Source organism: Bacillus sp. FSL K6-0255, assembly GCF_045040725.1.
GTDB classification, from domain to species: domain Bacteria; phylum Bacillota; class Bacilli; order Bacillales; family Bacillaceae; genus Bacillus; species Bacillus subtilis.
Genome location: NZ_CP150278.1, coordinates 518,863 through 532,195 on the forward strand (window position 1 = coordinate 518,863; position 13,333 = coordinate 532,195).

Sequence of the window (13,333 nt, forward strand, 5' to 3'; positions counted from 1 at the left end):
TTGTTTTTTATTGGGAGGTAAGCGAATTTGATGTCGAATCAGACTGTATACCAGTTCATTGCCGAAAATCAAAATGAACTGCTCCAACTGTGGACTGACACACTAAAAGAATTAAGCGAGCAAGAATCCTATCAGCTGACTGACCAAGTGTATGAAAATATATCTAAAGAATATATCGACATTCTGCTGCTGTCTGTTAAGGACGAAAACGCTGCTGAAAGCCAAATCAGCGAACTGGCGCTTCGAGCGGTCCAAATCGGACTGTCTATGAAGTTTTTGGCTACTGCACTTGCTGAATTCTGGAAGCGTCTCTACACGAAAATGAATGATAAGAGATTGCCAGATCAAGAGAGCACGGAATTAATCTGGCAGATTGATCGCTTTTTCAGCCCGATTAACACAGAAATTTTTAATCAATACTCAATCTCATGGGAAAAAACAGTATCCCTGCAAAAAATCGCGCTGCAAGAGCTGTCTGCGCCGCTTATCCCGGTGTTTGAAAATATCACTGTGATGCCTCTTGTCGGAACAATTGATACCGAACGCGCGAAACGAATTATGGAAAACCTTCTTAATGGCGTCGTCAAACACCGTTCCCAAGTCGTGCTGATTGACATTACAGGTGTCCCTGTCGTCGATACGATGGTTGCCCATCATATTATTCAGGCATCAGAAGCTGTAAGGCTTGTCGGAGCAAAATGCCTGCTGGCCGGAATCCGTCCGGAAATTGCTCAAACAATCGTCAACCTGGGGATTGATTTATCCCAAGTTATAACTAAGAATACCCTGCAAAAAGGAATTCAAACAGCATTGGAAATGACGGATCGAAAAATCGTTTCATTGGGGGAATAACATTTTGAGACATCCGAAAATCCCGATCTTGAAACTGTATAATTGCTTATTAGTGTCCATTCAGTGGGAACTTGATGACCAAACAGCATTAACCTTTCAAGAAGACTTATTAAATAAAATATACGAAACAGGTGCTAACGGAGTCGTCATTGACCTGACATCTGTGGATATGATTGATTCATTTATCGCGAAAGTGCTGGGCGACGTCATTACAATGTCTAAGTTAATGGGGGCAAAAGTTGTCTTGACCGGCATTCAGCCCGCTGTGGCAGTGACGCTGATTGAACTTGGAATCGCACTTGAGGAAATCGAAACTGCGCTCGACTTAGAGCAGGGGCTTGAGACATTGAAGCGGGAATTGGGGGAATAGCGAATGAACGACCAATCCTGTGTAAGAATCATGACAGAATGGGATATTGTGGCCGCCAGACAGCTGGGACGAAACGTTGCGAAAGAACTGGGTTTCGGCACGGTAGACCAGGCTAGAATTACAACGGCTATTTCAGAATTAGCCAGGAATATTTATTTATATGCCGGCAAAGGGCAGATTGGAATTGAACAGGTCGCAGACAGAGGAAAAAAAGGCCTGAAAATTATAGCGGAAGACCAAGGGCCGGGAATTCCTGATATCCGAAAAGTCATGGAAGACGGGTTTTCAACGTCTGGAGGACTTGGTGCGGGACTTCCCGGGGTCAAAAGGCTGATGGATGAATTCAGCTTAAATTCCGTAGCGGGGGAAGGAACAGAGATACAAGCCATCAAATGGCTTCGGTAGGAGGTAAGAACGTGGATTTTAGGGAGGTTATTGAGCAGCGGTATCATCAGCTGCTTAGTCGATATATAGCCGAATTAACAGAAACATCTTTATATCAAGCCCAAAAATTCAGCCGAAAAACAATCGAGCACCAAATTCCTCCGGAAGAAATCATCAGCATTCACAGAAAAGTGCTGAAGGAGCTGTATCCAAGTCTCCCGGAAGATGTGTTTCATTCGCTGGATTTTTTAATAGAAGTCATGATTGGTTATGGAATGGCTTATCAGGAGCATCAAACCCTTAGAGGGATACAGCAGGAAATCAAATCAGAAATTGAAATCGCGGCAAATGTCCAGCAGACGCTGCTCGGAACTAAAGTTCCTCAGGAAGAAGCGCTGGATATCGGCGCCATCAGTGTTCCTGCTAAACAGATGAGCGGTGATTACTACCACTTTGTCAAAGACAAGGAATCCATCAATATCGCAATCGCGGACGTGATCGGAAAAGGCATTCCAGCGGCTTTATGCATGTCCATGATTAAATACGCGATGGACTCTTTGCCGGAAACGGGCATACACCCTTCTCAAGTGCTGAAAAATTTGAATCGTGTTGTTGAACAAAACGTTGATGCCAGTATGTTTATTACGATGTTTTATGCGAATTACAATATGGACAAGCATCAATTTACATATGCTTCAGCGGGACATGAACCGGGATTCTATTATTCTCAAAAAGACAACACGTTTTACGATTTAGAGGCCAAAGGACTCGTTCTCGGCATCTCGCAGGACTATGACTACAAACAATTCGATCAGCATCTGGAAAAGGGCGATATGATTGTTTTATTTTCTGACGGCGTCACAGAATGCAGAACGGAAAACGGTTTCTTGGAGCGTCCTGATCTGCAGAAGCTCATTGAGGAACATATGTGTTCCTCCGCGCAGGAAATGGTCAAAAACATTTATGACAGCCTCCTCAAATTGCAGGATTTTCAGCTTCACGATGATTTTACGTTAATTGTTTTGCGGAGAAAGGTTTAACGTCTGTCAGACCAGGGTATAAAGCAACTAGTGATTTGAAGGAAAATTTGAGGTGATACGAATGAATATAAATGTTGATGTGAAGCAAAACGAGAATGATATACAAGTAAACATTGCAGGAGAAATTGATGTATACTCAGCCCCGGTGCTTAGAGAGAAGCTCGTTCCTCTGGCAGAACAAGGAGCTGACTTAAGAATTTGCCTGAAAGATGTCAGCTACATGGACAGTACCGGATTGGGCGTTTTTGTAGGGACCTTTAAAATGGTGAAAAAACAAGGCGGTTCGCTGAAACTTGAAAATCTTTCTGAACGGCTGATCCGACTGTTTGACATTACAGGCTTGAAGGACATCATTGATATTTCTGCAAAGTCAGAAGGTGGAGTGCAATGAAGAATAATGCTGATTACATCGAAATGAAAGTGCCGGCCCAACCTGAATATGTGGGAATTATAAGACTGACGCTGTCAGGGGTCGCAAGCAGAATGGGCTATACGTACGATGAAATTGAAGACTTGAAAATCGCAGTCAGTGAGGCGTGCACAAATGCGGTTCAGCACGCTTACAAAGAAGATAAAAATGGGGAAGTGTCAATACGATTCGGTGTGTTTGAAGACCGTTTAGAGGTTATTGTGGCGGATGAAGGAGACAGCTTTGACTTTGATCAAAAGCAGCAGGATTTAGGGCCGTACACACCTTCGCACACAGTTGATCAATTATCAGAAGGAGGGCTCGGTCTATATTTAATGGAAACGCTCATGGATGAAGTCAGAGTGCAAAACCACTCCGGCGTCACCGTAGCGATGACAAAGTATTTAAATGGGGAGCGAGTTGATCATGACACAACCATCAAAAACTACGAAACTAACTAAAGATGAAGTCGATCGGCTCATAAGCGATTACCAAACAAGGCAAGATGAACAGGCGCAGGAAACGCTTGTGCGGGTGTATACAAATCTGGTTGACATGCTTGCGAAAAAATATTCAAAAGGCAAAAGCTTCCACGAGGATCTCCGCCAGGTCGGCATGATCGGGCTGCTAGGCGCGATTAAGCGATACGATCCTGTTGTCGGCAAATCGTTTGAAGCTTTTGCAATTCCGACAATCATCGGTGAAATTAAACGTTTCCTCAGAGATAAAACATGGAGCGTTCATGTGCCGAGACGAATTAAAGAACTGGGTCCAAGAATCAAAATGGCGGTTGATCAGCTGACCACTGAAACACAAAGATCGCCGAAAGTCGAAGAGATTGCCGAATTCCTCGATGTTTCTGAAGAAGAGGTTCTTGAAACGATGGAAATGGGCAAAAGCTATCAAGCCTTATCCGTTGACCACAGCATTGAAGCGGATTCGGACGGAAGCACCGTCACGATTCTTGATATCGTCGGATCACAGGAGGACGGATATGAGCGGGTCAACCAGCAATTGATGCTGCAAAGCGTGCTTCATGTCCTTTCAGATCGTGAAAAACAAATCATAGACCTTACGTATATTCAAAACAAAAGCCAAAAAGAAACTGGGGACATTCTCGGTATATCTCAAATGCACGTCTCGCGCTTGCAACGCAAAGCTGTGAAGAAGCTCAGAGAGGCCTTGATTGAAGATCCCTCGATGGAGTTAATGTAATGATCCAGGTTGAAGAAAACGAGCATATTCAAACTCTAGTATATCAACTGAATAAAGAAGGGAAATCGATTTGCGGTGACAGCTTTTTTATGAAAGCTGATGATAAGGAGTTAATTTGCGCGGTTGCTGACGGACTGGGAAGTGGATCACTTGCTAACGAATCCTCTGCAGCCATCAAAGACTTAGTGGAAAACTATGCGAATGAAGACGTAGAAAGCATTATCGAACGCTGTAATCAGGCGATGAAAAACAAAAGAGGCGCTACAGCATCTATCCTGAAAATCAATTTTGAGCAAAGGCAGTTTACGTACTGCTCTGTCGGAAATGTACGGTTTATTCTGCATTCCCCGTCTGGTGAAAGCTTTTATCCTCTGCCGATTTCGGGCTATTTATCAGGCAAGCCGCAAAAATACAAAACGCACACCGCCACCTATGAAAAGGGTTCAAAGTTCATTATACATACAGATGGACTCAACGTACCTGATATCCGCTCCCACTTGAAAAAAGGCCAATCGGTAGAAGAAATATCGAATTCGCTGAAAATGTATACGACATCGAGAAAAGATGACCTGACCTATATTCTCGGACAGCTGTCCTAGAGAATAAGAACAAAAAGAAGCCGGAATGCCGGCTTCTTTTTTTATGTGTTTTTTTCGGTTTTTGATACACTAGAGAAAGAACGACAAAATTGGAGGCTTTGGTTACATGGAAACGTCAGCCCTTTTAAAACAGCAAATTGCGAAAGAAATAGGTTTATCACAAAAACATGTTGAAAGTGTTATCCGTCTGCTTGAGGACGGCAACACAGTCCCGTTTATTGCCCGGTATCGAAAAGAGCAGACGGGTTCAATGGATGAGGTTCAGATTCAAACGATTTCTGAACGCTGGCAATACATACAAAACCTGAATCAGCGAAAAGAAGAGGTCATCAGGCTGATTGCAGAGCAGGATAAACTGACAGATGATCTAAAACGTAAAATCGAGCAATCGGTGAAGCTTCAGGAAGTGGAAGACCTTTACCGCCCTTATAAACAAAAACGCAAAACAAAGGCGACAGTCGCTAAAAGCAAAGGCCTTGAGCCGCTTGCCGACTATATCCTGACACTTCCCCAAGATGATCGTCTGGCAGCAACTGCAGACCAATACATCAGCGAAGAAAAAGAAGTGTTCACACGAGAAGAAGCGATTGAAGGTGCCAAGCACATTATTGCAGAACAAATCTCAGACGAGCCGACCTTCAGAAAGTGGATTCGCCAGGAAACCTTCAAAAGAGGAACCATTAAGTCTGCAGCCGGAAAGTCGGCAGACACCGATGAGAAAAATGTGTATGAAATGTATTACGAGTATGAAGAGCCAATTGCAAAAGTCGTTCCGCATAGGGTGCTGGCAATGAACCGCGGCGAAAAAGAAGACATTTTAAAGGTGTCGATCGAACCGCCTGCGGATCACATTAAGGCGTATTTAGAAAAACAAATCATCAAAAATCGCTCAACATCCGTAAAAGAGATTTTGCAGGAGACAATTGAAGACAGCTATAAAAGGCTGATCCAGCCGGCAATCGAGCGTGAAATCAGGAAAGAGCTCTCAGAAAAAGCTGATGAACAGGCGATTCATATTTTCTCAGAGAACTTGAGAAAACTTCTTTTGCAGCCGCCGATGAAAGGCAAAACCGTTCTCGGTGTTGACCCAGCCTTTCGAACCGGCTGTAAGCTCGCTGTGTCAGATGAGACTGGAAAAGTCTTGAAAATTGATGTGATCTATCCGCATGCGCCAGTCAACAAAACAAAAGAAGCCCATGAAAAAGTGAAAAAGATTCTTGAGCAGTATCAAGTCGAGATGGTGGCGATCGGAAACGGCACAGCATCCAGAGAAACAGAACAATTCATCGTCAATGTACTCAAAGACATGCCGCGCAAAATTTATTATGTGATCGTCAATGAAGCGGGAGCAAGCGTCTATTCGGCTTCAGAGCTGGCCAGAGAAGAATTCCCTGACCTTAAGGTTGAAGAGCGCAGTGCTGTATCTATTGCGCGAAGACTTCAAGACCCGCTCGCGGAGCTCGTTAAGATCGATCCGAAGTCTGTTGGTGTCGGACAGTATCAGCATGACGTCAGCCAAAAACGCTTAAATGAATCTCTGCGGTTTGTCGTCGAAACGGTCGTAAACCAGGTGGGAGTAAACGTCAACACAGCCTCCGCCGCGCTGCTTCAGTATGTAGCGGGATTATCGAAGTCTGTAGCAGGCAACGTTGTCAAAAAACGTGAGGAAATCGGAAAGTTTTCAAATCGAAAAGAACTGAAGGACATCCCAAGGTTAGGTGCGAAAACCTACGAGCAATGTATCGGTTTCTTAAGAGTGCAGGAAGGGACAGAGCCTTTGGATAGAACAGGCATCCACCCGGAAAGCTATAAAGAAACAAAAGCACTTTTGAAAAAACTCGGACTTTCAACAGAACATATCGGCACGGCGGAATTGAAGGACAAAATCAATCAGCTGGCGCTCTCTGAAACGGCAAAAGAGCTGGGAATCGGCGAAATCACTCTGAAAGACATTTGTGAACAGCTGACAAGGCCGGAACGCGATCCACGCGATGAGGTGCCTAAGCCTTTGCTGAAAACAGACGTCCTTCAGCTGGAAGATTTGAAAGAGGGAATGGAACTGCAGGGCACCGTGCGCAATGTAGTGGACTTCGGAGCGTTTGTTGATATCGGAGTCAAACAAGACGGGCTTGTGCATATCTCAAAATTGAGCAATCAATTCGTCAAGCATCCTCTTGATGTCGTATCTGTCGGCGATATTGTGACAGTTTGGGTTGACGGCGTAGATGTACAAAAAGGCAGAGTATCGCTGTCTATGGTAAAATAAAAGCACTGCTTACGAGCAGTGTTTTTTCCTATAGAAATACCAGCATTGATTCAGCAGTTTAATTTGGTAATTATCTTTTTCAAGGAACGCTTTTTGCATCTGCTTTTTAAGCCAATTTGGCATAGGCTCATTCCTCCTCAGCTTTTATCATAAGAGGGACGGTGATTACCATATTGTATGCGAACGGTGAATTGTCCCGTTCAATGTTTTTTAAGTGAGGTGCACCATGGATAACAAAGAGCTTCAAAAGCTGACAGAGGATATTTCTGAAACATATTTTAAAAAGCCGTTCCGCCATCAGGCGCTTTTTAATGACCGGCTTAAAACCACTGGCGGCAGGTACCTGTTAACCTCCCATAACATTGAATTGAACAGAAAATATTTGATTGAACACGGCAGGGAGGAACTGATTGGCATCATCAAGCACGAGCTCTGCCATTATCATCTTCATCTTGAAGGAAAAGGGTACAAGCACAGAGACAGAGATTTTAGAATGCTATTGCAGCAGGTCAACGCGCCGAGGTTCTGTACACCCCTTAAGAAAAAAGCGGAAAACAAAAAAACTTATATGTATATCTGTACGACCTGCGGCCAACAGTATATAAAGAAGCGCGCCATGAACCCTGACAGATACAGATGCGGAAAATGCCGCGGAAAAATAAAAAGAATTTTTTCGTGAAAAAGGTTGACGAATATGGCAAGCCTATGTTACATTATAAAAGTCGTCACGAGAGATAAATAAAAACATTTACCTCTTGACACTGCAAATCAAGGCTGATATAATAAGTCTTGTCTCATTATTCCACAGTAGCTCAGTGGTAGAGCTATCGGCTGTTAACCGATCGGTCGCAGGTTCGAATCCTGCCTGTGGAGCCATATTGGAGAAGTACTCAAGTGGCTGAAGAGGCGCCCCTGCTAAGGGTGTAGGTCGCGTAAGCGGCGCGAGGGTTCAAATCCCTCCTTCTCCGCCATAAGATTTCGATATAAGTTCTCAACCATCGGCCCGTTGGTCAAGCGGTTAAGACACCGCCCTTTCACGGCGGTAACACGGGTTCGAATCCCGTACGGGTCATTCCATTTCGTTGGGCTATAGCCAAGCGGTAAGGCAACGGACTTTGACTCCGTCATGCGTTGGTTCGAATCCAGCTAGCCCAGCCATTTTTATTTTTGAAATCTAATAGTAAGAGCCATTAGCTCAGTTGGTAGAGCATCTGACTTTTAATCAGAGGGTCGAAGGTTCGAGTCCTTCATGGCTCACCATTTGTCTTTTTGCGGGTGTGGCGGAATTGGCAGACGCGCTAGACTTAGGATCTAGTGTCTTACGACGTGGGGGTTCGAGTCCCTTCACCCGCACTTTATTTACAAAGTGCACGCAAATCTGTTTTACTAGGTTAAGAGCCTACTAAACCAGCACAACACAATTTAATGATCACGCGGTCGTGGCGGAATGGCAGACGCGCTAGGTTGAGGGCCTAGTGGGTGAATAACCCGTGGAGGTTCAAGTCCTCTCGGCCGCATCAATGATACCAAGGGTTAGAGTACCTTGGTATTTTTTGTGTCTTTTGAACAGAACGTATTTTGTGACTAAAACTGACCACTTACTTTAAGTAGGTGGTCTGATTTGTCCGCAAAAGTATATAGTTTAATAAGATAAAAAGGGCATTGTATATTAGCATACAAAATATGTTATGCCCTTTTTTGTTTTAATAACGCCTCCGTTATTTTAAGGGTACAATGTTACTTTATTATGGAATAAAAACAAGTGTCGGTCAGCTTGCTTCCATCTGCGGATAAATCATCATTTCTTAAAGTGCCTTCGAATACAAAACCAAGTTTTTCTGGAATAGCACGACTTTTAAGGTTTGTCGATTCACACCTTATTTCAATTCTTCTAAATTTGATATTGTTTAACCCAAAGTCAGCTAATTTCTTTACTGCTTCTACCATATACCCATTCCCGCTAAATGTGGTATTTCCCCAGTATCCAATTTCACATTTAGGTATGTCCCAGTCAATCCCCTGAAGGCTAGTTATTCCAATAAAGCCCTTGGTATCTTTATTAAAAATAAGAAAACGAAAACTTTTTCTTTTTAGAAAATTTATATGGGCAAGTCTTAAATTTATCTCTGTTTCTTCAACAGTGGGAAGTTTTTGAGCAAATGGCAACCACGCTTTTAATTCATTAAAGGAACCCCTAATTGCTTGGTTTACAATTTTCCCGTCTCCTGTTTGGTGTGGTGCTCGAAGGATTAGTCTTTCTGTTTCCAATTGTAAAGGCACATCTAACAATAAAGGATTCATTTGATAACTCCTCTCGTAAGTTCAATGTTAAAAATTGAAAATAAGTAATAAAAACTCTTATCTATAAGAAATAATTCTTGAGGACGTGAGTTATAACTACTTGGTATCTATTTGTTTATCTATGATGCCTCCAGTAAGAATTGAATATTCTTTATTCTCTTCAAAGAATTTTTTCACACTAGAGTAATTCACTTGTAGCCTCACATACATTTAATTTTGGTTTGCAATTCATCAATCTTATTAAGTTCATACTCATAATCACAGTTTTCTTCTAAAACAAAATTCATAGTTTCAAAGAAACTTCTCGCATTCTTTAAGAGTGATTCAAAAAAATCAAGTTTCGGTAGTAAAACTTTTTGTTTTTGATCAATTTCAAATAACAACATATCATTCGATATTGATTTCATTTTCAATAGAAGGGGTTGATCAGGAAAATAAGTTTCGCTTTCTCCTGTTTCAATAGCTTCTTCAATTAGATTTAAAAAATAAGCCCACAATTGGTCAACCAAGTCCCACATAGTGACATCAAGCAAATCTTGTTCACCATATTTTAAAATAATCGCTCCAGATAAATAGTAAGAGTCTAACTGTGATTTTATGTTCTTTAGTCCCTCTATATTGCTAAGTGGAACAAAGTAATCGTCAATATTATTTTTTAAGATTGAAAGATCGTTTATCTTCTTATTTGGCCTAAGAATTAATGATTCAATATAAAACATTTTACCTCTCCTATTTTTCTGGATAGAATTGTCCTACTCTTCCTTTTTGAAAGCCAACAACATATTTTTGACCCTCATATGTTCCTCGAATTTGATAACTAAATTTAGTTCCTTTTTTTGTTAACTCTTCACGGTTTTGTTCATAATTGATTCTATCGCATCTGCAACATCGTTAACAGTCATCTCTTTATTGAGAAAAGATTGTTGAGACTTAATTGAACCATCCCATAAATTAGGATGATGGCGCTCTAAAATATGCTTCATTCCTCGCTTATCAATGAGGAATGATTGTCCTCCAAAAGTGTATTTTCTGCTTTGGAAAGTTTTTAATTCGTTTACAACTTCATGCGGTTTAGCTTTCTTTAATCCTTGTACAGTAGACGAGTTCTTAAATATTTCAAGTGCAGAGTTTTTATAATTCTCTCCATCAAGCACGTTAAAAGGAAAAGTCCCTGAACCACCAGCCATTGCGTACTGTTGTTCAAAAACACTTGGTATTTTAACGTATTCAATTCCTTTTTTTATTCCTGTTTTTGAAACTTCAAGTGTCTTAAGTGCAGCAACTTTTGAACCGGCTTTTGCAACTTTGGATACTTTATCAATACCTTTCGGACCAACTATTGCAAGAACAACAGTACTGCCGACATAGGAAACCCATTTTGCTCTGCTGTGGCTATCTCCATTAATCATTTCACGTTGAAATGTGTCTTCTATGTCTTTTGCTATGATCTTATAAGTATCGATTGGATGTAAGGCTGCGTTCACGGTTCCAGAAAGCGATTCAATCGGGTGTCTTGCAAGTTGATAGAGACCCATCACTGTATCTTTACCTGCTTCATACATTCCCACTGCAATACCTTTTCCAATTTCAGCTTTTTGTTGGAGTTCTTCGAGTTGGCGGAAATAAACTTGCTGCTCAGGTTCCAAATTCTCGTATCCTATTTTCTTCGCAATTTTTAAATACTCGTCTGGATCTGTTACCTTTACAAGCTGCTTTTTCAAATCTTTTATCTCACGTTTGTTAGCTTCCTCTTTTTTGATCTTTAAATATGCTTCAGATTGCTTTTCGATATCGCCTTTTTTCTTATGTATATCGCTCTCACGATATGCCTTGGCATTATAGTGAAGGGGTGTAGCATTCTTGCCCTTACCTGTTGATTCCTGTAACTTTTGAAAGTCTGCTTTAATGAATTGTTCGTTAGGTTCAGTTATCGCATATTCAGTTTTTAAGTTTTCATCCACATCGCCTATTTTATCAACAGTCTTTTTCCGTGTGTTTTCGGCAGAAGAGAGTTCATCTTTAAAAGTCTCTGTTGAAAATAAATCAAGTGTAAGAATGTCATCGATATCATTCAGAATATCTTTCATTGCTTTCTTCTGCTCAGACATAATTGATTTTGATTTTTTATATGCGTTTGTTAGTTCATGTTCTAAGAAGGATTCCTCGATATATGCGTCAGATAAGCTGGCATCTTCTAAAACACCGGAGATACTAGTAAGGAAAGCGATCTTCATTTCAATTAAATCAATCCATTGATCAGTGACACCCACATGATCGTGATAAAAAGCTTTAATATTGTTTGCTCCCTTGCCAGAGAACTCACTGTCATCAAGATCGGCAACATCCTTAAATGCTTTTCTTAGCTTAATCATTTGATTTTTCAATTCTTTATAATCTTTTGCTCGGTTTTCAGCTTCAGATAACAAAGACTTAGCTTCAAATACCTTCATTGTCCAATCCTTTCAGTAAGTTTATATCTAAATATTACCATGGAATAGATATGAAGTTTAAGGGGTAGGGAACGAATCTTAGATCATTTGAACATAATGAGAGTTGGAGAAATATGAAGTAAGGGTGTTTTTTTGCTCACCAATTATTAACGTAAAGAGAAGTTAGAAAGTGTAATGAAAATATTCTTACATAATCAGTGATTCTGTATTCTTTTGTTTGCTCTACAACTTCAGCGCCTCAGAGTCATAACCAAGAATCATTGTTCTGTATGCGCCATCAAAACCGTGTTCTTTTAAAAATATAAATTACACTAGATCGAACCTGACGGAATCATGAATTTCGTCAGGTTCTTTCTGCATTCTGGTTCATGATTAAATCAAAGTAATCTTAATAAACATAAAAGTATTTTATATTTTTATATAAGTTTACTTTACTTTTATATAAGGTGAGTTTATAATTTGGTTCAAGAGGTGATGGTCATGAAGAAAGATTTTGGTGATTCGATCTCAAATAAGGTTTATGAATATCGTGTACTTGCCAGATTGTCTCAGCAAGAATTAGCAAAGAAAGTCGGGGTTTCCAAACAAACCATCTTTGTAATGGAGAAAGGAAATTATGTTCCGACTCTGCTGTTAGCTTTTCGAATTGCCGAATTTTTTAATGTGGATGTAAACGAGATTTTTACTTATGAGAAAGGAAATGATCAAAAATGAAAATGAATTCGATCACAGATATGATCACCAACGCAATTTTTTCCCCTTTAAAGTCCTGGGCTGAACATTCTCCGGGAAATTGGAATATTCTTATTGGCAGTGGGTTTGTATTGCTTGTAGTCGGATTGATTCTGACATTCGTATTTACTAAAAAAATGGGTAAGACTGACGAAAGAACAAACCAAATCGCTTTAAAAGGTAGTCTCTGTACGTTATGTGCACTAATTTTTTGCGACTTGCTTTTCCCAAAAGAATATATGTGGCAAGTTTTCTTCTTATTTAAGTATTCTATTGCATTCTTCGCTTCAGCAATCTATCTAGCAGTTCGATATAAAAAAGATTTTTTGTGAATTCAATTACCGAGAAAGATAGTGTCTCTGTAGTTTTAATTGTTTTAGGAGAGGGAACGAATATGAAATCATTTTATAATGAGATTTGGAGATGTGGGAAAGTATGGGGGTTTTTTGCCGCCAATTATTAACCACAATTCATACAAACCGTTAGAGATGATGTAAAATGTAATGAAAATAAGCTTTCATAATCAGTGATATGAATTTACCATGTTGAGGGCTCAGTGGGATGAATAACCCGTAAAGGTTCAAGTTCTCTCGGCCGCACCCCAATAATACCAAGGGTTTAACCATCTTTGGTGTTATTTTTTTGCGGAAAATACGGCTGTACCGCATTGTGGAGTCCACTAAAAAAGTGCTGACCTCTGCACAACATCGTTGCG

General features: G+C 40.7%; 16 protein-coding genes and 7 tRNA genes. 19 read left to right on the top strand and 4 right to left on the bottom strand.

Annotated elements, in window-relative coordinates:
- The first annotated feature begins 27 nt into the window (after nt 1-27).
- From rsbRA to MHB62_RS02685, 9 genes are all read left to right on the top strand, one after another.
- Nucleotides 28-852 (top strand): RsbT co-antagonist protein RsbRA, encoded by an 825-nt coding sequence (rsbRA, locus tag MHB62_RS02645; RefSeq protein ID WP_009966610.1) that lies wholly within the window; start codon nt 28-30, stop codon nt 850-852.
- A gap of 4 nt (nt 853-856) precedes the next feature.
- On the top strand, nt 857-1,222 hold the full coding sequence (rsbS, locus tag MHB62_RS02650) for an RsbT antagonist protein RsbS (protein WP_003225190.1): 366 nt from the start codon (nt 857-859) through the stop codon (nt 1,220-1,222).
- 3 nt (nt 1,223-1,225) lie between these two features.
- Nucleotides 1,226-1,627 (top strand): serine/threonine-protein kinase RsbT, encoded by a 402-nt coding sequence (rsbT, locus tag MHB62_RS02655; protein WP_003246640.1) that lies wholly within the window; start codon nt 1,226-1,228, stop codon nt 1,625-1,627.
- Nucleotides 1,628-1,638: 11 nt separating this feature from the next.
- Nucleotides 1,639-2,646 carry a phosphoserine phosphatase RsbU gene (gene rsbU / locus MHB62_RS02660; RefSeq protein ID WP_003234295.1) on the top strand — a complete coding sequence of 336 codons (1,008 nt, stop codon included), beginning with the start codon at nt 1,639-1,641 and terminating at the stop codon, nt 2,644-2,646.
- A gap of 61 nt (nt 2,647-2,707) precedes the next feature.
- On the top strand, nt 2,708-3,037 hold the full coding sequence (gene rsbV, locus MHB62_RS02665) for an anti-sigma factor antagonist RsbV (protein ID WP_003234298.1): 330 nt from the start codon (nt 2,708-2,710) through the stop codon (nt 3,035-3,037).
- Nucleotides 3,034-3,516, top strand: a complete 483-nt coding sequence (gene rsbW, locus MHB62_RS02670) for an anti-sigma B factor RsbW (protein ID WP_003234299.1) — start codon at nt 3,034-3,036, stop codon at nt 3,514-3,516. Before rsbV ends, rsbW begins: the two co-directional genes overlap by 4 nt.
- The gene (gene sigB / locus MHB62_RS02675; RefSeq protein WP_029727187.1) at nt 3,482-4,270 is read left to right on the top strand and encodes an RNA polymerase sigma factor SigB; all 789 of its coding nucleotides are present in this window, start codon (nt 3,482-3,484) and stop codon (nt 4,268-4,270) included. The genes rsbW and sigB overlap by 35 nt, the downstream gene beginning before the upstream one ends.
- The gene (gene rsbX / locus MHB62_RS02680; RefSeq protein ID WP_003234303.1) at nt 4,270-4,869 is read left to right on the top strand and encodes a phosphoserine phosphatase RsbX; all 600 of its coding nucleotides are present in this window, start codon (nt 4,270-4,272) and stop codon (nt 4,867-4,869) included. Before sigB ends, rsbX begins: the two co-directional genes overlap by 1 nt.
- A gap of 106 nt (nt 4,870-4,975) precedes the next feature.
- The gene (locus MHB62_RS02685; RefSeq protein ID WP_015252761.1) at nt 4,976-7,135 is read left to right on the top strand and encodes a Tex family protein; all 2,160 of its coding nucleotides are present in this window, start codon (nt 4,976-4,978) and stop codon (nt 7,133-7,135) included.
- Nucleotides 7,136-7,144: 9 nt separating this feature from the next.
- On the opposite strand, the gene cmpA is transcribed toward MHB62_RS02685, so the two are convergent.
- A complete protein-coding gene (gene cmpA / locus MHB62_RS02690) occupies nt 7,145-7,258 on the bottom strand; it encodes a cortex morphogenetic protein CmpA (protein ID WP_003225207.1) in 114 nt (37 codons plus the stop codon).
- Between the two features lie 103 nt (nt 7,259-7,361).
- On the opposite strand from cmpA, the gene MHB62_RS02695 reads away from it, so the two are divergent.
- From MHB62_RS02695 to MHB62_RS02730, 8 genes are all read left to right on the top strand, one after another.
- Complete coding sequence (locus tag MHB62_RS02695) at nt 7,362-7,814, top strand: SprT family protein (RefSeq protein ID WP_003246525.1); 453 nt, start codon at nt 7,362-7,364, stop codon at nt 7,812-7,814.
- Between the two features lie 122 nt (nt 7,815-7,936).
- A tRNA-Asn gene (locus tag MHB62_RS02700) sits at nt 7,937-8,011 on the top strand.
- 4 nt (nt 8,012-8,015) lie between these two features.
- Nucleotides 8,016-8,106: transfer RNA gene (locus MHB62_RS02705), tRNA-Ser, on the top strand.
- Between the two features lie 29 nt (nt 8,107-8,135).
- Nucleotides 8,136-8,207: transfer RNA gene (locus MHB62_RS02710), tRNA-Glu, on the top strand.
- Nucleotides 8,208-8,218: 11 nt separating this feature from the next.
- Nucleotides 8,219-8,293: transfer RNA gene (locus MHB62_RS02715), tRNA-Gln, on the top strand.
- Nucleotides 8,294-8,319: 26 nt separating this feature from the next.
- Nucleotides 8,320-8,395, top strand: a tRNA-Lys gene (locus MHB62_RS02720).
- 11 nt (nt 8,396-8,406) lie between these two features.
- A tRNA-Leu gene (locus MHB62_RS02725) sits at nt 8,407-8,488 on the top strand.
- Between the two features lie 80 nt (nt 8,489-8,568).
- Nucleotides 8,569-8,652: transfer RNA gene (locus MHB62_RS02730), tRNA-Leu, on the top strand.
- Nucleotides 8,653-8,872: 220 nt separating this feature from the next.
- On the opposite strand, the gene MHB62_RS02735 is transcribed toward MHB62_RS02730, so the two are convergent.
- From MHB62_RS02735 to MHB62_RS02745, 3 genes are all read right to left on the bottom strand, one after another.
- Nucleotides 8,873-9,436 carry a GNAT family N-acetyltransferase gene (locus MHB62_RS02735; RefSeq protein WP_032722930.1) on the bottom strand — a complete coding sequence of 188 codons (564 nt, stop codon included), beginning with the start codon at nt 9,434-9,436 and terminating at the stop codon, nt 8,873-8,875.
- Nucleotides 9,437-9,636: 200 nt separating this feature from the next.
- Complete coding sequence (locus MHB62_RS02740; RefSeq protein ID WP_015252758.1) at nt 9,637-10,155, bottom strand: hypothetical protein; 519 nt, start codon at nt 10,153-10,155, stop codon at nt 9,637-9,639.
- A gap of 120 nt (nt 10,156-10,275) precedes the next feature.
- Nucleotides 10,276-11,886, bottom strand: coding sequence for a ribonuclease YeeF family protein (locus MHB62_RS02745; protein ID WP_284675194.1), 1,611 nt, complete (start codon nt 11,884-11,886; stop codon nt 10,276-10,278).
- 480 nt (nt 11,887-12,366) lie between these two features.
- Between MHB62_RS02745 and MHB62_RS02750 the strand changes: the two genes are divergently transcribed.
- Both MHB62_RS02750 and MHB62_RS02755 read left to right on the top strand, forming a co-directional pair.
- Nucleotides 12,367-12,600, top strand: coding sequence for a helix-turn-helix transcriptional regulator (locus MHB62_RS02750; RefSeq protein WP_003240464.1), 234 nt, complete (start codon nt 12,367-12,369; stop codon nt 12,598-12,600).
- Complete coding sequence (locus tag MHB62_RS02755; protein WP_032722931.1) at nt 12,597-12,950, top strand: hypothetical protein; 354 nt, start codon at nt 12,597-12,599, stop codon at nt 12,948-12,950. Before MHB62_RS02750 ends, MHB62_RS02755 begins: the two co-directional genes overlap by 4 nt.
- Nucleotides 12,951-13,333 lie beyond the last annotated feature (383 nt).